This is a genomic window from Pseudomonas sp. B34(2017) (assembly GCF_002112915.1).
Classification (GTDB): Bacteria; Pseudomonadota; Gammaproteobacteria; order Pseudomonadales; family Pseudomonadaceae; genus Aquipseudomonas; species Aquipseudomonas pharyngis.
In genome coordinates, this window is the sequence record NZ_NEJA01000011.1 from 95332 (window position 1) to 115430 (window position 20099).

The 20099-nt window shown below is 59.8% G+C and carries 13 protein-coding genes and 1 riboswitch; of the genes, 5 read left to right on the top strand and 8 right to left on the bottom strand.

From position 1 onward, the window contains the following. Window positions 1–64 precede the first annotated feature (64 nt). Window positions 65–4927, top strand: a complete 4863-nt coding sequence (locus CAF80_RS28190) for an NEL-type E3 ubiquitin ligase domain-containing protein (protein ID WP_170928304.1) — start codon at window positions 65–67, stop codon at window positions 4925–4927. A gap of 61 nt (window positions 4928–4988) precedes the next feature. On the opposite strand, the gene CAF80_RS28195 is transcribed toward CAF80_RS28190, so the two are convergent. After that, entirely contained in the window at window positions 4989–5483 is a 495-nt protein-coding gene (locus CAF80_RS28195; RefSeq protein WP_007959510.1) for a DUF934 domain-containing protein, read from the bottom strand. Beyond that, window positions 5467–7125 (bottom strand): nitrite/sulfite reductase, encoded by a 1659-nt coding sequence (locus CAF80_RS28200; RefSeq protein WP_085668220.1) that lies wholly within the window; start codon window positions 7123–7125, stop codon window positions 5467–5469. The genes CAF80_RS28195 and CAF80_RS28200 overlap by 17 nt, the downstream gene beginning before the upstream one ends. 524 nt (window positions 7126–7649) lie before the next feature. Between CAF80_RS28200 and CAF80_RS28205 the strand changes: the two genes are divergently transcribed. After that, a complete protein-coding gene (locus CAF80_RS28205) occupies window positions 7650–8723 on the top strand; it encodes an ABC transporter substrate-binding protein (protein WP_039768832.1) in 1074 nt (357 codons plus the stop codon). Between the two features lie 5 nt (window positions 8724–8728). Here the strand turns inward: CAF80_RS28205 and CAF80_RS28210 are convergent, their stop codons facing one another. Together CAF80_RS28210 and metH are read right to left on the bottom strand one after the other, a co-directional pair. After that, on the bottom strand, window positions 8729–8947 hold the full coding sequence (locus CAF80_RS28210; protein WP_007959515.1) for a DUF2970 domain-containing protein: 219 nt from the start codon (window positions 8945–8947) through the stop codon (window positions 8729–8731). Window positions 8948–9056: 109 nt separating this feature from the next. Continuing rightward, on the bottom strand, window positions 9057–12767 hold the full coding sequence (metH, locus tag CAF80_RS28215; RefSeq protein ID WP_039768830.1) for a methionine synthase: 3711 nt from the start codon (window positions 12765–12767) through the stop codon (window positions 9057–9059). A 158-nt stretch (window positions 12768–12925) separates the two neighbouring features. Between metH and CAF80_RS28220 the strand changes: the two genes are divergently transcribed. The 3 genes from CAF80_RS28220 (at window position 12926) to nfuA (ending at window position 16957) form a co-directional block, all read left to right on the top strand. Continuing rightward, a complete protein-coding gene (locus CAF80_RS28220) occupies window positions 12926–15220 on the top strand; it encodes a fatty acid cis/trans isomerase (RefSeq protein ID WP_074690334.1) in 2295 nt (764 codons plus the stop codon). A 59-nt stretch (window positions 15221–15279) separates the two neighbouring features. Further along, the gene (locus CAF80_RS28225; protein ID WP_074690336.1) at window positions 15280–16281 is read left to right on the top strand and encodes an acyltransferase; all 1002 of its coding nucleotides are present in this window, start codon (window positions 15280–15282) and stop codon (window positions 16279–16281) included. A 91-nt stretch (window positions 16282–16372) separates the two neighbouring features. Then, window positions 16373–16957: a Fe-S biogenesis protein NfuA gene (gene nfuA / locus CAF80_RS28230; RefSeq protein ID WP_007959519.1), complete on the top strand. Its 585-nt coding sequence runs from the start codon at window positions 16373–16375 to the stop codon at window positions 16955–16957. A 132-nt stretch (window positions 16958–17089) separates the two neighbouring features. Here the strand turns inward: nfuA and cobM are convergent, their stop codons facing one another. The 4 genes from cobM to CAF80_RS28250 form a co-directional block, all read right to left on the bottom strand. Next, window positions 17090–17836, bottom strand: coding sequence for a precorrin-4 C(11)-methyltransferase (cobM, locus tag CAF80_RS28235; protein ID WP_074690338.1), 747 nt, complete (start codon window positions 17834–17836; stop codon window positions 17090–17092). Between the two features lie 91 nt (window positions 17837–17927). Then, on the bottom strand, window positions 17928–18341 hold the full coding sequence (locus CAF80_RS28240) for a cobalamin biosynthesis protein (protein ID WP_074690340.1): 414 nt from the start codon (window positions 18339–18341) through the stop codon (window positions 17928–17930). Continuing rightward, window positions 18338–19039, bottom strand: coding sequence for a CbtA family protein (locus CAF80_RS28245; RefSeq protein WP_039768821.1), 702 nt, complete (start codon window positions 19037–19039; stop codon window positions 18338–18340). Before CAF80_RS28245 ends, CAF80_RS28240 begins: the two co-directional genes overlap by 4 nt. An 11-nt stretch (window positions 19040–19050) precedes the next feature. After that, a complete protein-coding gene (locus CAF80_RS28250; protein WP_039768819.1) occupies window positions 19051–19248 on the bottom strand; it encodes a CbtB domain-containing protein in 198 nt (65 codons plus the stop codon). A 120-nt stretch (window positions 19249–19368) separates the two neighbouring features. Then, a riboswitch (cobalamin riboswitch) is annotated at window positions 19369–19590 on the bottom strand. Window positions 19591–20099: the final 509 nt, after the last annotated feature.

Consider the following 20099-nt stretch of genomic DNA (forward strand, 5'->3'; position numbering starts at 1 on the left):
TGCTTTTTTTTAATTGGCCCCGGCTCTAGGCTGATTATTCAAAATTGTTTGATGGATGTTTTACATGGAAGTTGGGCGAGACGAAAAAATAACTTTAGAAATGACACCGGCTGAACAGGGTGTGCATTTTGATCTGTTGAAAAAACATACCCCTGCCTGGATGCTTGAGTCATCAGCCGAAGTTCGGAATGACTTATATGCAAGCCTGAAGTCCAGCTATGGGTCGAGGAACGCTGCGGTCAGCGCGTTGCGAGCATTCAAGTCGCCGGAGCAATTCTGCAAACCTTTACTGGCCAAGGCCATGTCCGACAGGTTGGCCGAACCTTTTCAGGTGGAGGGGGTGGTATTTCAACATGTGCGCTCCACTTCCAGCCTGCTTGGGCTGCGACGAAAACTTGTGCTGCCGATTGAACGGGATCTATTGACCGCTGCATGTGAAAACTTTGAAGTCAGCGAGACACTGCCCCAGAATTATCATGAACAATCACATCTCTATATTCCGGAAAAGATAACGGGGCATGTCAGTCGGACACTTTCAATTGAGCCTCATGAGTTTGCCAAGCTTTGTCGAGATCTGGATCTGGGAAAGCAATATCAAGCCCATGTGGCTGATTTGTTCGGTGACAAGAATAAAACTGGCAGCCTGCTTGATAAAGGTCTGGTCTATGCCAAAGATCGATTCGCGGTCGAACGGCATCTTGCCTGCCTGCAAAAACATATCAGTGCCGATGTATACCGTATGCTTCATACCGTGGGGAACGAAGAGTCATCGAACCAACCGGATCAGAATGTCCTCGCGTACAAGACTCTGAAAATACTGGGCGTACAACTGCATGGTCCGATATCCATAGCGCCCGTCAGCGAAAACGACGACCGATGTGTGATTTACCTGCCGGGTGATTCGCTGCACCCTTTGAAAGAGTATCTGTCGTTTAACCGATTTGAGGTAGATCTAAGTCGTCGCCTGAGAACAACCGAATTTCTCGGTTTTTTCATGGGGTTCATCAAGCTCAAGGATCGCCCCGAGTTTCTCGCTGCTCTGGATAAGCGCTTGTTGTCGGTGACACCTCCGATCCTGCCCAAGGACTCTATCTATCTCCCGCTCGAAGAGCTTGATCTGGGTAAAGAGCATAAGAATGATCTGTTTCGGGCAATGTTCCAGATGCAGGCCGAACGCATCCGCGCAGATGCACGATTGCTGGTGATCCCGACGGATGACGAGGACGAAAAGACCCGGTTGGCCAGGCTCGATACCTACAAAACCATTGCGTTCAATACGGCACTGTTCTTCGCCTCATTTGTGCCTGTTGTTGGTGAAGTCATGTTTGCCGTGGCCGGTATCCAGTTGCTTGACAATATTTACGAAGGTATTTCCAGCTGGGCAGCGGGGGACCAGGAGCGGGCCACGGATTATCTCTTTGATACCATCGAGAACCTGATTGTAATGTCTGCTGCGACCGCAGGCGTAAAGGTAGCGATCGGTACCTACAAGGTGGTCAGGGCCTCCCCCTTCATCCAGCGACTGCGTTCAGTGCCTATCTCGTCGGGTGTGCTGCGGTTGTGGAATGTCGATCTGGCGGCCTACAGGCGACACCGGGCGATGCCTCGCGGGATCGAAATGGACGAACAGGGGCTCGTCCGAGAGCACAGCAACCTTTTTTTGCGCATTGACTCCGACAATTATGTCGTACGGCCGAGGCCTGAGTCCGATGTTTGGGAGGTGGCCCATCCTGACGTGGCGGACCGTTACTCCCCCGTACTGGAAACCAACCGCGCCGGCGCCTGGCGACACGACTCCGAACTTCCCCAGGACTGGAACCGCCTGAGACTGTTCCGTCGTCTGGGGTATCGCCAGGAACACCTTACCGATGCGCAGGCTTTACAAGTCCTGGCGACCATCGATATCGGCGAACAGCCGTTGCGGCAACTGTTCATTGATCGAAGCAAGCCGATGGCCGTGCTCGTCGACAGCGTCAGGCGATTTCGCGCCGATGCGGCTGTCGAGCAATTCATGAAACAGTTGAATAACCCTTTATCCGCTTCTGCTGCCAATCCGGACTTGCAACTTTTCCTCCTTACGTCCGCCCCTGGGTGGCCAAAAAACCTCGCGGTGAGTGTGGTCAGTGTCGTCGGAAAGGAAATCGAACGCTATGGTCCGGCAAAGGCGCTACAGCGGTTGAAGATCGGCGAAGAACGGCTTCACAAGGGTGATTACTATCCGGTGTTGCTGGCCGGTCTCGACAGCCCTCAACGATTGCGCTTGCTAGGCTCGGCGCCCGCTGACCAGGCCGGACAGATCGAACAGCTGAGGGTCGTGATCGCCGGCAAGGCGAACAAATCACGCCTGGGACTGTTCCATCGGGTCGATCTCCAGACCGACGTTCTTCGCGAATCCCTGGCCGAGCCGGTACGTGAGGCATTTGCCGGTCTGCCAGCGAGCGTTGCCGATGAACTGGTGGCCAACGCTGATTCGGGAGAACTGGAAGAGCTCGAGTCCGGTAGCGTGCCTTTGCGTCTGGCCGAAGAAGCGCGGCGCTATGAGCAAGTCGTTCGGTTGAATCGCGCCTACGAAGGACTTTATCTGGACGCCGCCTGTGGGCTGTCCAGCGATCTGCTGGTGCTGGATAGCCTGGCCAGTCTGCCGGGGTGGCCTGCCGACGTGTTCATCGAGATTGTGGAGTGGGCGGTGCATTCGGACGAGCGCGCGAGTATCGGCAGTACGACTGCGCGCCACAAGGTTTTTATCGAAGCCTACACGGATCGATTTCAAGCACTCGATGCGGACGAAAAAGTGCTTACAACTCACGACGGTCGCACTCGCGAGAGTTTCTTTCATGCGCTGTGGGACGGCCTGCCGGAGCACGCACGAAAATCCCTGAAGGTTGACGTCGACAAAGGAGAGGAGGTCTTGCGTCGAAAAATCACTGCGATGGCTCATCAACGACGCGAGGTTTTCGCCCGCCTGCTGGAAAAGGAAGCGTTGCGTGAAGGTTATCGCTCGCCCATGGTCCTGGCTGATCGCCTGGTGGAACGATCGACCTGGCTGGCCGAGCCACCTGCAGACCCGGCATCCAGGCGATCATCTGTACTGATACAACGTGCCCGGGAGTTGTTCCCCTCGCATTCGGCTGCGCAAATCGATCATTTCGTGAAGACACTGGACAGCGACGATGTACTGGCAGTCCGGACGCTCGAGGGGTTGAGGCAACAATACGAGTCAATGCGTAATACGCTGGAGCAATGGGTTCATCGCGACACCCGATATCAGGTGGGCGACGGCCCGAGGCGCAAAGTTCCTCCGCGCAGCAAGGCAAGGGCCGCCCAGGCGATTCTGCAGGCCTGGCGCAGGGAATCCGCTACCGTAACGCAAGCCTCCCGGACGTTCTACAGACTGGTGTTTGATCCGCAACCGCTTGGCGACCTGCCTGTCATCGTCGCCGACTTCCGACATGTCAATGCACTGGTAATGGACAATGTGGGCGCCAGTGCCGGTTTGAATGCTTTTTTGCATAACTTCCCCAATCTGAACGACTTGAGCCTGACCGGAAACGGGCTGACTCGGGTTCCCCTGGCGCTTGAGAGCATGTCACGGCTGACCCATCTGAATCTGAGCAACAATCAGATTCATCTGACCGCTGAAGCACAGGCTTCGCTAGCCGCAATGACACATCTGCAATCGTTGAACCTGAGTTTCAATCCTGATCTCGGCCGCTTGCCGGCCGTGACCTCCTGGAGTCGCTTGCGTCACCTGTCATTGCGTGCCAGTGGCATCAGTCAGTGGCCATTGGGCGTATACGGTCTGGCTGAACTGCAAACCCTGGATCTGCGTGACAACATGATCGCGACACTGCCCGACTCAGTGTTCACGGCTCGTCTGGAGCTGAACCGAGGTACTAATGTCGACGGCAATCCGCTTTCGCCTGCCACCCTGAGAGCAATCGCAACCTACCAGCGGGATCGTGGCATCAGTCTGGGCGTGATTACTGCCGACTACATCCAGCGAGTGCCGGAGGCGCTGCGTACGGATGCACTGGGTGCTCACTGGGTCTCGGGCGTGGCAGGCGATCTGGTCGTCCAGATGCAGCGGACCTGGGCGGCATTGATCACCAACCCGCGGTCCAGGGATTTCTTTCTGGTGCTCGAGCAAATGCGTTACACCGCCGACTACACCCGCCAACATACACAGTTGGCCCAGCGAGTCTGGAACGTGTTGCAGGCCGCTTCAGAAAGCGATGAACTGCGTAACGCGCTGTTTCGAATGGCCTGGGTCGGTCGAGTCAGTGCTGCAGATGCCTCGGCTCTGTTCAGTGATATCGAAGTCAGGGTGTTGTGTTACCGGGCAATGGAGGCTGCGCGCTCCGGTGCGCAGTCTCTTGAAGGGGAGCTGATCCGGTTGCTGCGGGGCCTGTTCCGTTTGCAGGAAGTGGAAAAGCAGGCGTTGATCGAGATAAGCAGCCGTACGCAGGATGGCACGCTCAGTCGTCAGCAGGCGCTGGAGCTGAACCTCGGCTACCGGGTCGGGCTTGCCCAGCGACTGGATCTGCCTGCCCAGCCACGGGACATCAATGTCCGACTCGATGTCGAGATCACCGAAGAGCAACTGGACCGGGCCTACACCGAGGTCGTCAAGGCAGAAAACTCACCCGCACTGCTGGCGTCGATCAAGACACAGCCTTTCTGGTCGCAGTACTTGCATACGATATATCGGGAACAGTTTCTGACCCTGCTGAATGACAGTGCTGACGCGTTCGCGCGACTGGAGGTGCAGGCAGAGCTGCCACGGCCGGTTGCGACTCAAAGAATGATGGCGATCTTCGAAAACTATCGAAACCAAATGGCGAGACTGACCCGACAGTTGACCGAACAGGCCCTGGCCCGGCATCCAGGACTGAGCAGTGTGCAAGCACAGGGTTCTGCGCGCCTGTGAGCTGAAACAGTGGGGGGAAACGGTGCGATCCTGAGCCCGGTAGCCGGGCTCAGGCGCATGTTCAGCGGCGACGGAACAGCGGCAGCGGTTCGTCAGTGGCGGCCTGATAGGTCACCGAGAAGTCCTTGAGGCTTTCAAGGGCATCGTACGGGTCTTTGTCCGCGCGCAGGGCGAAGGCATCGAAACCGCAACGGCGCATGTAGAACAGCTGGTCGCGCAGTACGTCGCCAATCGCCCGCAGTTCACCTTTGAAACCGTAGCGGTCACGCAGCAGGCGGGCGTTGGAGTAATTGCGGCCATCGGTGAACGCCGGGAAGTTCAGGGCAATCACCTGGAACTCATTGACGTCGTCACCGATTTCTTCGGCTTCTTCATCGGCGTCCAGCCACACACCCAGACCGCCATCGCGGGCCTTGAGCATGCGGGCGTGTTCACGCCACAGCTGCAGCGGGACGATCAGGTCGTCACAGTTGCTGATTTCGTCGATGTTGAAATCCTTGGGCAGCAGGTGCCAGGTTTCGTCGACGACCTCGTTGTTCTTAATGATTCGCTGCATAGACGCGTTCCTTGAAGAGGTCGATGCCAATACGCTGGTAGGTGTCGATGAAACGCTCGTCTTCGGTGCGCTGTTCCACGTACACGTCGATCAGTTTGGAGATCACGTCCGGCATGTCTTCCTGGGCGAAGGAAGGGCCGAGGATCTTGCCCAGGCTGGCGTCACGGCTGGCGCTGCCGCCGAGCGAGACCTGGTAGAACTCTTCACCTTTCTTGTCCACACCGAGGATGCCGATGTGGCCGACGTGGTGGTGACCGCAGGCGTTCATGCAGCCGGAGATGTTCAGGTCCAGTTCACCGATGTCGAACAGGTAGTCCAGGTCGTCGAAACGGCGCTGGATCGATTCGGCGATCGGGATCGACTTGGCGTTGGCCAGGGAGCAGAAATCACCGCCAGGGCAGCAGATGATGTCGGTCAGCAGGCCGATGTTCGGAGTGGCGAAACCTTGCTCGCGCAGCTCGCCCCACAGGGTGAACAGCTGGCTCTGCTCGACGTCGGCCAGAATGATGTTCTGCTCGTGGGAGGTGCGCAGTTGACCGAAGCTGTAGCGGTCGGCCAGGTCGGCGACGGCGTCGAGCTGCTTGTCGGTGATGTCACCCGGTGCAACGCCGGTCGGCTTCAGGGACAGGGTCACGGCCACATAGCCCGGCTTCTTGTGCGCCAGGGTGTTGCGGGTGCGCCAGCGGGCGAAACCCGGATGCTCTTTGTCGAGGGCGGCCAGTTCGGCGTCCTGACTGCTCAGTGCCTTGTAGTCCGGGTCGACGAAGTGTTTGGCGACGCGATGGACTTCGGCTTCGGTCAGGGTGGTCTGGCCGCCGCGCAGGTGTTCCATCTCGGCATCGACTTTTTGGGCGAAGACTTCCGGCGTCAGCGCCTTGACGAGGATCTTGATCCGCGCCTTGTATTTGTTGTCGCGACGCCCGTAGCGGTTGTACACCCGCAGGATCGCGTCGAGGTAGCTCAACAGGTCCTGCCATGGCAGGAACTCGTTGATGAACGCACCGACCACCGGGGTACGACCCAGACCACCGCCGACCAGCACGCGGAAACCGAGTTCGCCAGCAGCGTTGTGTACCGGCTCAAGGCCGATGTCGTGGACTTCGATGGCCGCGCGGTCGGAAGTCGAACCGTTGACGGCGATCTTGAACTTGCGTGGCAGGTAGGCGAATTCCGGGTGGAACGTGGTCCACTGACGAACGATTTCGCACCACGGACGCGGGTCGATCAACTCGTCGGCTGCGACACCGGCGAACTGGTCAGTAGTGACGTTGCGCAGGCAGTTGCCGCTGGTCTGGATGGCGTGCATCTGCACAGTGGCCAGTTCGGCGAGGATGTCCGGGATGTCTTCGACCGCCGGCCAGTTGAACTGCACGTTCTGCCGCGTACTGATGTGGGCGTAGCCCTTGTCATAGTCGCGGGCGATCTTGGCCATCATGCGCACCTGACGCGAGGTCAGCTGGCCGTAAGGCACCGCCACTCGCAACATCGGCGCGAAACGCTGGATATACAGGCCATTCTGCAGGCGCAGGGGGCGGAATTCTTCTTCGCTCAGCTCACCTGCCAGATAGCGTCGGGTCTGATCACGGAACTGCTTGACGCGGTCCTCGATGATCCGCTGATCGTACTCGTCGTATACGTACATATAAGTCCTGTTCTCAGGCTTTGGCCACTCGGAAACGCTGCGTTTTCGCTTGCTGAAGTCCGATGGTTCCTCTGCAATTCTGCGCGCACGGCCGCGCACTCCCTGACGGAGCCGGGGCAATATACCCGTTTGCAGTTATGCGCAAAAGTGATGTTTGAGTATATGTAAAGAACCAAATCGCCTAAAAAGAATCACTGTCAACTAAACCACATTTGTCGTGCGGACAATCATCGTCTTTACTGTGGACGAGTCTTTCTGCAATCACCGATAAAACCGACAGGAGGCGATGCAATGAGCAACCCAACCAAAGCAAGGAAAAGCGATAGCAGCGTCGATGCCTGGGCGATTCTGTTCCTGATCATTCTGGTCGTTGGAACGGCGGTATTCTGGGTCAGCCATCAGTAAAACGACTCGTCCGGGCCCCGCTTGCGACGATTGTCGGACAAAAGGCGGGATCAAGCGCCAAAGGCCAGGTGATCAATGGCTATAATGCGCGGCCATTTTTCCTTGGGCCCGGATGATTCATGTTCAAGCTTCTTCACCTCAGCCTGCTGCTGTTCGGCGCGGTTTTCGGTACCTGCGCGCGTGCGGAGTCGGTGCTGTTCCTGAATCCGGGCTCGACGCAGGAAGCATTCTGGGTCAGTTATTCGCAATTCATGCAGGCTGCCGCCCGGGATCTGGGCATCGACCTGCGCATCCTCTACGCCCAGCGTCAGCCGGAACTGACCCTGGCTCAGGCGCGACTGGCCCTGCAGGGGCCAGATCGCCCGGATTATCTGGTGTTCGTCAACGAACAGTACGTGGCACCGCAGATTCTGCGCTTGGCCAATGGCAGTGGTGTGAAGCTTTTTATCGTCAACTCGGGACTGACGTCCAACCAGCAGGCACTGGTGACAGAGGGCGCGGATCGCATTGGTAGCCTGGTGCCCAACGACGAGGAGGGCGGCTACCTGATGATGAAGGAACTGATTCGCCTGCATCCGCCCGTGGCGCCCGGTGAAAGCATCGATCTGCTGGCGTTTTCCGGCCTCAAGATCACGCCATCGGCGCAATTGCGCGAAAAGGGCATGCAGCGGGCCTTGGCGGAGAATCCGCAGGTGCGTTTGCGGCAACTGGTCTATGGCGGCTGGACCCAGCAGCGGGCTTACGAGCAGGCGAAGCAGTTGCTGGTCCGCTATCCCAACGTTTCATTGGTATGGGCAGCCAATGATGAAATGGCCTTCGGCGTGATGCGTGCCGCGTCCGAGGCCGGCAAGGTTCCGGGCAAGGACGTGCTGTTCAGCGCGGTCAACACCTCGCCCGAAGCCTTGCAGGCGGTGGTCGACGGGCGTCTGAGCGCGTTGCTCGGCGGCCATTTCACCCTGGGTGGCTGGGCACTGGTCGAGCTGCATGATCACGCGCAAGGCGTCGATCTGAATCAGTATGGCGGCCGGGATCGGCAGATTCCGTTGCTGCAACTGATCGACAGGGATCATGCCCGCCGAATCCTTGCCATGGGCGCCTCGCCGGACTACGGCGTGCACTTTCGCAAGCTCTCGGCGAAAGGGCGCCCGGTTTCGTATCGCTACCCGTTCAATCTGCAGACCCTGATGCACTAGGGCCGTCAGACGCCCGCCAGGTGCACCACCAGTTGCACAATGCCGAACAGCGTCAGCGCGAACACCGCCGTGAACGCGATACCCAAAAAGATGAAATGGCTGGGCTTGCCGTGGGTGAAGTCCCTTGCCCGGTTCTTGCCGCTCTGCACCCCGAACGCCGCCGCCATGACGCTATGCAGCATCTGCCAGAACGTCGGTGGCTTGTTGTCGACTGGATCGTCCATAAATCCCTCGTCTGCCGTGTGTGTCAGACAAGCATAGCCAACGCCTTTGAAGCCACAGAAATAACTGTGGGAGCCAATTGGCTCCCACAGGGTGTCGCATGAAGCCGGATTAGTTGTCGTAACCCAGATTCGGCGCCAGCCAGCGCTCGGTCAGGCTCAGTTCCTGGCCTTTGCGCGAGGTGTAGCTCTGCACCTGATCCTTGTCGACCTTGCCCACCGCGAAGTACTGCGCCTGCGGATGGGCGAAGTACCAGCCGCTGACCGCTGCCGCCGGGAACATCGCGTAGTGCTCGGTCAGGAACACGCCGCTGCGACCGGCGCGCATTTCCTGGGCCTCAGGGTCGAGCAGGGCGAACAGCGTGGCCTTCTCGGTGTGATCCGGGCACGCGGGGTAGCCGGGAGCAGGGCGGATGCCGGAGTACTGCTCTTTGATCAGCGCCTCGTTGTCGAGCGCTTCATCCTTGGCGTAACCCCAGTGCTCCTTACGCACCTGCTGGTGCAGCCACTCGGCGCAGGCCTCGGCCAGACGGTCGGCGAGGGCCTTGACCATGATCGAGTTGTAATCGTCGCCAGCGTCCTGATAAGCCTTGGCCACTTCTTCGGCACCGATCCCGGCGGTGGTGATGAAACCACCGACATAGTCGGTCACTTCGCTGTCCTTCGGCGCGACGAAGTCGGCCAGGGAGAAGTTCGGTTTGCCGTCGGTCTTGATGATCTGCTGGCGCAGGTGATGCAGGCGGGCCATTGGCTTGCCGTCATCGCCGTACAGCTCGATATCGTCGTCGTGCACCTGATTGGCCGGCCAGAAGCCGAACACTGCACGGGCGCTGATCAGCTTCTCGTCAATCAGCTTGGTCAGCATCTCGCGGGCGTCCTTGTACAGCGAGGTCGCGGCTTCACCGACCACTTCGTCTTCGAGGATGCGCGGGAACTTGCCGGCCAGGTCCCAGGAGATGAAGAACGGCGTCCAGTCGATGTACTCGGCCAGGACGTTGAGGTCGATATTGTCCAGCACGCGGGTGCCGGTGAAGGTCGGTTTGACCGGGGTGTAAGTGGCCCAGTCGAACTGCGGCTTCTTGGCGATCGCGGCGGCGTAGCTCAGGCGTTCGGTGCGGGCGCTGCGGTTGGCGGTGCGCTCGCGGACGTCGATGTACTCTTCGCGGGTCTTCTGAACGAAACCGGCTTTCAGTTCCTTGGACAGCAGCTGCGTCGCCACGCCCACGGCGCGGGAGGCGTCGGTCACGTAGACCACTGCGTCGTTGCTGTACTTCGGTTCGATCTTCACCGCCGTGTGTGCCTTGGAGGTGGTCGCGCCGCCGATCATCAACGGCAGGTGGAAGTCCTGGCGCTGCATCTCGCGGGCCACGTGGACCATTTCATCCAGCGACGGGGTGATCAGGCCGGACAGTCCGATGATGTCGCACTTCTGCTCCCTGGCCACCTGCAGGATCTTCTCGGCTGGCACCATCACGCCGAGGTCGACGATGTCATAGCCGTTGCAACCCAGTACCACGCCGACGATGTTCTTGCCGATGTCGTGCACGTCGCCCTTCACCGTGGCCATCAGGATCTTGCCCTTGGCTTCCGGCTTGTCGCCCTTTTCCAGTTCGATGAACGGAATCAGGTGCGCCACAGCCTGTTTCATCACACGGGCGGATTTCACCACCTGCGGCAGGAACATTTTGCCGGCGCCGAACAGGTCGCCGACGATGTTCATGCCGGACATCAACGGGCCTTCGATCACTTCGATCGGGCGCGCGAAGGACTGACGGGACTCTTCGGTGTCTTCAACGATGTGGGTGGTGATGCCCTTGACCAGCGCATGCTCCAGACGCTTGTTGACGTCCCAGCTGCGCCATTCTTCGGTCTCGGCTTCCTTGACGCTGCCATCGCCCTTGTACTTATCGGCGATGGCGAGGAGGGCGTCGGTGCCTTCGGGCGTGCGGTTGAGGATCACGTCTTCAACGGCGTCGCGCAGTTCCTGCGGGATCTGGTCGTAGATCTCCAGCTGACCGGCGTTGACGATGCCCATGGTCAGGCCGGCGCGGATCGCATACAGCAGGAATACCGAGTGAATCGCCTCGCGCACCGGGTTGTTGCCACGGAACGAGAACGACACGTTGGACACGCCGCCGGAGCTCAGGGCATACGGCAGTTCGTCACGGATGTAGGCACAGGCGTTGATGAAGTCCACAGCGTAGTTGTTGTGTTCCTCGATGCCGGTGGCCACGGCGAAGATGTTCGGGTCGAAAATGATGTCTTCCGGCGGGAAGCCGACTTCGTTGACCAGAATGTCGTAGGAGCGTTTGCAGATTTCTTTCTTGCGCGCTTCGGTGTCGGCCTGGCCGGCTTCGTCGAACGCCATCACCACCACGGCCGCGCCGTAGCGCTTGCACAGTTTGGCGTGATGGATGAACTGCTCGACGCCTTCTTTCATGCTGATCGAGTTGACGATGCCCTTGCCCTGGATGCATTTGAGGCCGGCTTCGATCACGTCCCATTTCGAGGAGTCAATCATGATCGGCACGCGGGAGATGTCCGGTTCGCCGGCAATCAGATTGAGGAAGGTCACCATGGCCTTCTTCGAATCGAGCATCCCTTCGTCCATGTTGATGTCGATCACCTGGGCGCCGGCCTCGACCTGCTGCAGGGCGACTTCCAGGGCTTCGGTGTAGTTGTCTTCACGGATCAGGCGGGCGAATTTTGCGGAACCGGTGATGTTGGTCCGCTCGCCGACGTTGACGAACAGCGAGCTGCGATCGATGGTGAACGGCTCCAGGCCTGAGAGGCGGCAAGCCTTGGGAATGTCCGGAATCTGCCGTGGCGCGTAGCCGGCGACGGCTTTGGCGATGGCTTCGATGTGGCCCGGGGTGGTGCCGCAGCAACCGCCGACAATGTTGAGGAAACCACTCTGGGCGAATTCTTCGATGACCTTGGCGGTGTCCACCGGCAGTTCGTCGTACTCGCCGAACTCGTTCGGCAGGCCAGCGTTCGGGTGCGCCGAAACGTGGGTGCTGGCTTTGTCCGACAGCTCTTCCAGGTACGGACGCAATTCGCGGGCACCTAGGGCGCAGTTCAGACCGACCGAAATCGGTTTGGCGTGGGCCACGGAGTTCCAGAACGCTTCGGTGGTCTGGCCCGACAGGGTGCGGCCGGAGGCGTCGGTGATGGTGCCGGAAATCATGATCGGCAACTCGAAGCCCAGTTCTTCGAACACGCCTTGCACGGCGAAGATCGCGGCTTTGGCGTTGAGAGTGTCGAAGATGGTTTCGATCAGGATCAGGTCCGCGCCGCCCTCGATCAGGCCTTTGGTGGCCTCGGTGTAGTTTTCCACCAGCTCATCGAAGGTAACGTTGCGATAGCCCGGGTTGTTGACGTCCGGCGACAGCGAGCAGGTACGGCTGGTCGGGCCCAGAACACCGGCGACGAAACGCGGCTTGTCCGGGGTCTCGAGGGTTTTCGCGTCGGCGACCTTGCGCGCCAGACGGGCGCCTTCTACGTTGAGTTCGTATACCAGTTCTTCCATGCCGTAGTCGGCCATGGAAATCTGCGTGGCGTTGAAGGTGTTGGTCTCGAGGATGTCGGCACCGGCATCCAGATAGGCTTTCTCGATGCCGCCGATCACGTCCGGGCGGGTCAGCACCAACAGGTCGTTGTTGCCCTTGACGTCGCTCGGCCAGTCGGCGAAACGTTTGCCGCGATAATCCTGCTCTTCGAGCTTGTAGCTCTGGATCATCGTGCCCATGCCGCCGTCGAGAATCAGGATGCGCTCTTTGAGAGCTTGCTTGAGAGCTTGAAGGCGGACGCTGCGATCGGACATTGGGGCTACTCGAAAAAGACCATGACGAAGGGCCGGGATCATAACAAACCTGTGCGGTTTTAGAGCATGTGGCGCTTTTGCATGAATATCGCTCATGTTGGTACGAGCGTCATAACGGTAGAATCGCGGCGTTTTTCTCCAGGATCAGGATCAGGGACATGTCGTACCGCGTCATCAGCATTTTTTTGCTGTTCTTAAGCTGGGGCGCCGCTGCGCAGCAACCCTCGATTTCTCCCGCTATTTCTTACAGCCGCGATATTCAGCCGATCTTCACCGAGAAGTGCGTGGCCTGCCATGCGTGTTATGACTCTGCCTGTCAGCTCAACCTGGGCAGCGGTGAAGGCGCAGCGCGGGGCGCGAGCAAGATGCCGGTCTACGATGGCGAACGCACCCAGGCGGCACCGACCACGCGGTTGTTCTATGACGCCTTCGGCAAGCGGGCCTGGCAGCAGAAAGACTTCTACTCGGTGCTCGACGCCCAGGGCAGCCAGGCCGCACTGATGGCGCGCATGTTGGAGCTGGGACACAAAACCCCGCTGACCCCCAACGCCAAACTGCCGCAAGACATTGTCCTGGGTCTCAACCGCGAAAACCTGTGCGCGATGCCCGCCGAGTTCGAAGGCTATGCCGGCGCCCATCCGAGAGAGGGAATGCCGCTGGCGGTGACCGGGCTGACCGATCAGCAATATCAGACACTGCAACGCTGGCTCGCTTCCGGCGCACCGATCGATGAGCAAGGCCTGGCGCCAAGCGCCAAGGAGGCGATGCAGATCGTCCAGTGGGAAAATCTGCTCAACCAGCCTGGCGCGCGGGAAAGTCTGGTCGGGCGCTGGCTGTTCGAGCACTGGTTCCTCGCGCACATCTATTTCAAGGACGGCGAGCCGGGGCATTACTTCCAGTGGGTGCGCTCGCGCACGCCGACCGGGCAACCAATCGATCTGATCGCCACCCGTCGCCCGAACGACGATCCGGGTACTCAGGTGTATTACCGCCTGTGGCCGGTGCAGGGCGTGATCGTGCACAAGACCCACATCACTTATCCGCTGAGCGCGGCGAAGATGGCGCGGGTCAAAAGCCTGTTCTACAACGGTAACTGGCAGGTCAATGCCTTGCCGGGCTACGGGCCGCAGAGCCGGGCCAACCCGTTCGCGACCTTTGAGGCGATTCCGGCGCAGGCGCGCTATCAGTTCATGCTCGATAACGCAGAATACTTCGTGCGCACCTTCATTCGCGGCCCGGTGTGCCGTGGGCAGATCGCGACTGACGTGATCCGCGACAACTTCTGGGCGTTGTTCCAGGCCCCGGAACACGACCTCTACATCACCGACCCGAACTATCGCGGCCAGGCCACGCCATTGCTGGCCATGCCGGGGCAGAACGACGATGTCGGCAGCGTCCTGAGCCTGTGGCACAACTACCGCAACAAGCGAAACCAATACGAAGCCCTGCGCCGTGACAGCTACGCCGACCTGCCGGCGCCGAGCTGGTCGACCCTGTGGGCCGGCAACGATAACGCCTTGCTCAGCATCTTCCGCCACTTCGACAGCGCTTCGGTGACCAAGGGCCTGATCGGCGAGGTGCCGCAGACGATGTGGCTGTTCGACTATCCGCTGCTGGAGCGCACCTATTATCAGTTGGCAGTGAATTTCGATGTGTTCGGCAACGTCTCCCATCAGGCGCAAACGCGCTTGTATTTCGACCTGATCCGCAACGGCGCCGAACAGAACTTCCTGCGCCTGATGCCCGCCGATTCCCGTGAGGGCTACCTCGACGATTGGTACCAGAGCAGCGGCCAGTTCAAGATGTGGCTCGATTACGAAGCCATCGACGACGACAAGCCGACCGCGCTGAAACTCGACGAGAAAGACCCGAAACGCGATTTCGCTATGCAATTGCTGGCGCGTTACGGCGATCTCAACGCGCGTCCGGATCCGATCAACCGCTGTGAAGACGCCTATTGCTCGCGCCCGAACATCGACCCGGCGCTGCAAAACGCCGAACAGGCGCTGAGTCGCCTGACTTCGCGCCCGGCGGCGGGCCTGAAGGTGATCGATCAATTGCCGGAAGCCACCATGCTCCGGGTTGAAACCCGCAGCGGCAAGCGCGAGGTCTACAGCCTGCTGCGCAACCGCGCCCACAGCAACGTGGCGTTCCTGCTCGGTGAATCGCTGCGTTATCAGCCGGGCCTGGACACGCTGACGATCTACCCGGGCGTGCTCAGCAGCTACCCGAATTTCATGTTCAACGTTCCGGCAGACCAGGTGCCGGCGTTTGTCGATGCGATGGAAGGGGCAAAGGACGCGGCGCAGTTCGAGAAAGTCGTCGAGCGCTGGGGGATTCGCCGCAGTCATCCGCAGTTCTGGTTCTATTTCCACGATTTGAGCCAGTACATCCACGAAACCGAGCCGGTGGAAGAGGGCGTGCTGGACATGAACCGGTACGAGAATCTTTGATCGTTTGAGCGATGGCGGTTGTCCCAATTCTGTGAAGTACGGGATCGGGAGCGCCATCGATGTTGATTTCAGTGCAGGCCCTGCGAGCGCTCGCCGCGTGGGCGGTGGTCTGCCATCATTTCATGCAGATTTTCTTCGACTTCGAGGCGCGGGGGCCGATAGGTCAGCTGTTCATCGACAAGGGTGCCGTGGGCGTCGATATCTTTTTCGTGATCAGCGGGCTGGTGATTTTCCTGTCCACTGAAGGCAAGGCGCTGCCGCCCGCGCGGTTTTTGCTGTATCGACTGTTCCGGATTGTCCCGGCGTATTGGCTCTACACCGTGCTGATGGCGTTGCTGGTGGTGTTCGCCCGGCCATTGCTGCCGGATCAGACGGTGGACTGGAGTCATCTGTTCCTGTCGTTACTATTTATCCCGACCGAAAACCCCGGCGGCTACGGGATCTACCCGACCCTGAATGTCGGCTGGACCCTGAATTACGAAATGCTGTTCTACGTGTTGTTCGCCTGGGCGCTGTTGTTTCGGTTGCAGGTGCGCTTGCTGGTGGTCGCGGCGCTGCTGTTCGCGGTGTGCCAGGCCTGGACCGGATTTGGCTGGGTCAGCGAGTTCTATCGCTCGGACATCGTTTATGAGTTCCTGCTGGGGATCGGCATCGGCATGCTCTACCGTCGCGGCTGGATCGGCCCGGCGCTGTGGCTGCCCTTATTGGGGATCAGTGCGGCGTTGCTGGCTATCTATCACCTGCCGCCGGAACCCCGATTGCTGAACTGGGGCGTGCCCAGTGCGGTGCTGGTCATGGCCAGCATGGCGCTGGAGCGCCATGTCGAGCGCAACAGGCTGCTGAAGCTGCTGGGCGACTGTTCCTACTCTGTATATCTGATGCACGTGCTGGTGCTGTCGGCCGGCGGTTATCTGGCCCGACGCTACGGGATCAACCCGTATTTGATGTTTGTCGTCTGTGCGCTGGCCATCGCTATCGGTTCGTGGCTGAGCTACGAATGGGTGGAAAAACGCAGTTATCAATGGCTTAAAGCGCGGATTGACGGTGAACCTGGCACCTAGCCGATTTGCGAACTATTCCTACGTAAATACTAGGACTTTGTGCCGCGCGCCGATTGGCGTAAACTCCGCCCCAAGCCTGCGAGGAGTTTCCATGACCGCTATTACCATTACCGACGCCGCCCATGATTACCTGGCCGATCTGCTCTCCAAGCAGAACACCCCGGGCATCGGCATCCGCGTTTTCATCACCCAGCCTGGCACCCAGTACGCCGAAACCTGCATTGCCTACTGCAAGCCGGGCGAAGAGAAACCTGAAGACACGGCGCTGGGGCTGAAAAGCTTCACCGCTTACATCGACTCGTTCAGCGAAGCGTTCCTCGATGATGCCGTCGTCGACTACGCCACCGACCGCATGGGCGGCCAGCTGACCATCAAGGCGCCAAACGCCAAAGTCCCGATGGTCAACGCCGACAGCCCGATCAACGAGCGCATCAACTACTACCTGCAAACCGAAATCAACCCGGGACTGGCCAGCCACGGCGGTCAGGTCAGCCTGATCGATGTGGTTGAAGACGGCATTGCCGTGTTGCAGTTCGGCGGCGGTTGCCAGGGCTGCGGCCAGGCGGACGTGACCCTGAAGGAAGGCATCGAGCGCACCTTGCTCGAGCGCATTCCGGAGCTCAAGGGCGTTCGCGACGTGACCGACCACACGCAGAAAGAAAACGCCTACTACTAAGGTGTTCGCTGCGACATGAAAAACGGCGCCCCGTGAGCGCCGTTTTTTATGCCTGCCGGACGATGATCGTTCGTTGGTTGATCGTTCCCACGCTCTGCGTGGGAATGCAGCCGTGGACGCTCCGCGTCCCATTCACGGTCGATAAAGGTGCGCATGCCCCGCGCGATACAGCGACGACTCGCTAAAGTGATCGCTACCCAACACCCGCCCAACCAGAATCAACGCGGTACGCCGAAACCCCTTGGTCGTCACCTTCTCGGCAATATCCTCCAGCGTTCCGACTACCCAATCCTGATCCGGCCAAGTCGCCCGATGAATCACCGCGATCGGGCAATCTGCGCCGTAATGCGGCAGCAACTCGGCCAGAATCTTCTCCAGATGATTGACCCCCAGATGAATCGCCATGGTCGCCCCGTGCTGCGCCAGACTACCGAGTTCTTCGCCAACCGGCATCGCCGTCTTGTCCGCATAGCGGGTCAGAATCACGCTTTGCGAGATGTCCGGCAGGGTCAGTTCAGCGCCCAACAGCGCGGCGCACGCGGCGGTGGCGGTCACGCCGGGAATGATTTCGAACGGAATATCCAGCTCGCGCAAATAACGAATCTGCTCGCCAATCGCGCCATACAGGCTTGGATCGCCCGAATGCACCCGCGCCACATCCTGGCCCTTGGCATGGGCGGTCTTGATCAGGTCGATGATCTGTTCCAGGTGCAGCTCGGCGCTGTTGACCACGGTTTCCGCGCAATGACCTTCCAGCACCGCCGTCGGGACCAGCGAACCTGCATAGATGATCACCGGGCAACTGCGGATCAGCCGCTGGCCTTTGACAGTGATCAATTCCGGGTCGCCGGGGCCGGCGCCGATGAAGTAAACGGTCATCGTTGGATCCTGTAGAAAAGGGGCAGGGCAGTGCTTCACAAGCCCTTCAGATGAAGAATGCTCATGATCGAAAGCGTGAATTATCGGGAATTTACGCCGCGCCGGCCAATGCCAGAGTTGCCTGGGTGTATTTTTGCCGGGGTATCAGCAGTTTTGCCGGGCCGCTTATCAACTGCTCGGCGAGCGCCAGCGCGGCACTTTCCGCTACGCCGTAGCAACCGGTGCGTTCGAAGGCAATCTGTGAATGATGGCTCAGTCGTTGCTGATAACTGGCCAGTTCTTCGCTGCTGAAATACAGCAACGGCAGCGCCAGTTGGGCGGCGAGTTCCTGCAGGCCAGGTTCGTCGCGCTTGAGGTCGATGCTGGCCAGCGCCTTGACCTTCTCCAGATCAATTCGATGTGCCTGTAATGCCTGATCAAGCAAGGCGCGCAGCGTGCTGGCCGGGCAGCCGCGCTGGCAGCCCAGGCCGACCACGAAGGTCGGCGCTGCGCTGTCATCGGTCATGCCTGGTACTGACCTTCGCTTTTGCGGCGGAACAACCACGCGCTGATCAGGCCCAGGGCCAACCAGAACGCGACGTTGGTCAGCTGCGAAGCGATTTTGAACTGCGCTTCGAGGGCTTCCGGGGCGAGCATCGAGTGCACTTCCGGTTGCGGCGCGCCGATCACGTGCGGCACGGCAAGGATCGCCACGCCGAGGATCTTCATCAGCCAGTGACGGCTGAATGCAATCAGGGCCAGACCGACAGCGGTGGAAGCGGCGGTGCCGATCCACCACATCTGACGCGAGGCCAGATCCGCGGCGGCGGTGCCCGGCAGCTCAGGTGGCAGGCCCAGGGTCGGTGCAAGTACGAAAGTCGCATAACCGGCCAGGCCCCAGAGCAGGCCTTGCGAGGTTTTGGTCGGCGCACGCAGGGTGTACAGGCCCGCGAGCATCAGTGCGAAACCCACGGCAACCACCAGATTGCCACCGGTGGTGGACACCACGCGCTGCCAGCCGTCTTCCGGCTCCCAGGCTTCGGCATCGTGGGTGTGGGCGGCGGTGCCGGCAGCGTGTTCGTGAACTTCGGCCACCGGTTCGGCTTTCTCGAAGGTTTCGGCCTGCAGAATCAGCGGTGATACCCAGAAGCTTTGCAGCAACGTCAGGAGCAGGGCGGCCAGAAGGCCGGTGAAACCTGCGGTCTGCGCAATACGCTTGATCATGTCGTCAGGTCTCAGTGGCACGGGAACGCGGCGCTGTGGCGGGTATCGTGAGCAGCGTTGTGCACCGCTTCGATGTGCGAGAAACCGGCGAAATACACAAGGCACGCACCGAGGATCGACGCGCAGGCGGCGGCGGTCAGGCGTTGGCTCAGGGTGGTGGTGCTGGAGATCTTGTCCGAATTGCTGCCGGTGCTGCTGATGATCGACATGGCGCTTCCCTCTGAAGTGTCAGCGGGTGAATAGAGCGCATGAAAACCCCTGCGGCCGGGCACGCAGAGGTTCGAACAGCGCCCGCCCACCGCGGGTTTGTTATGTTCAGCGACGCAAGATGCGCACTGTGTGTTGCGGGCCGGTCTCCGGGCTCACGAGGGGTGGCTGTCTGCCGACCTGCAAGCGTCACCTTCCCATGCCTGTGGGCACAGTGGATCTGACGCTTCGCTCGCTTACCGTTGCGGGGGCAGCACCGGACTGACATGGCTTTAGAGTAAAGCACATGATTCACCGGTTTCCCGTTTCACCCTGTGAAGGGCACCCGTAACAAGTTGTGTAGGAGACCATGAGGGGGAATTTGAGTCAATTGGGATTGGGATTGGGGCAGATCCGTTGCTGCGGTTATGGCTGCTTAGGGTTCCGCCCTTACGGCGGGTCACTTTTGGCAAACGCCCCAAAAGTAACCAAAAGGTCTCTAACCCTGACGTACGGCCCCTCGCTTAGGCTCGGGGTTCCTTCGCTCCGGGATTGATCCGGGGGCATCGCCTACGGTTTGCTCCGCTGCACCTCCTCTCGATGCATGCGGCTGCGCCGCACGGTCGCTGCGCTCCCACCCCCGGATCAATCCCTCCACTCAGCCTGCCGACGGGCCCTGCGATCAAAAGCGGTACTCGAGCTAACGCTCATCGTTTTGAGTGGGGAGGAGCGGGGCGTGTTCGGCTTTGGTTTTTGTGGTGGGTTTACCCCTCACTGTAGAGACCGGTACATCCTTTACACATTAGACCGGGGACATCGTTTACACCTTTTACAGGCTTGATACGCGGTTGGCACCGCGCTCAAGCCTGCCTAA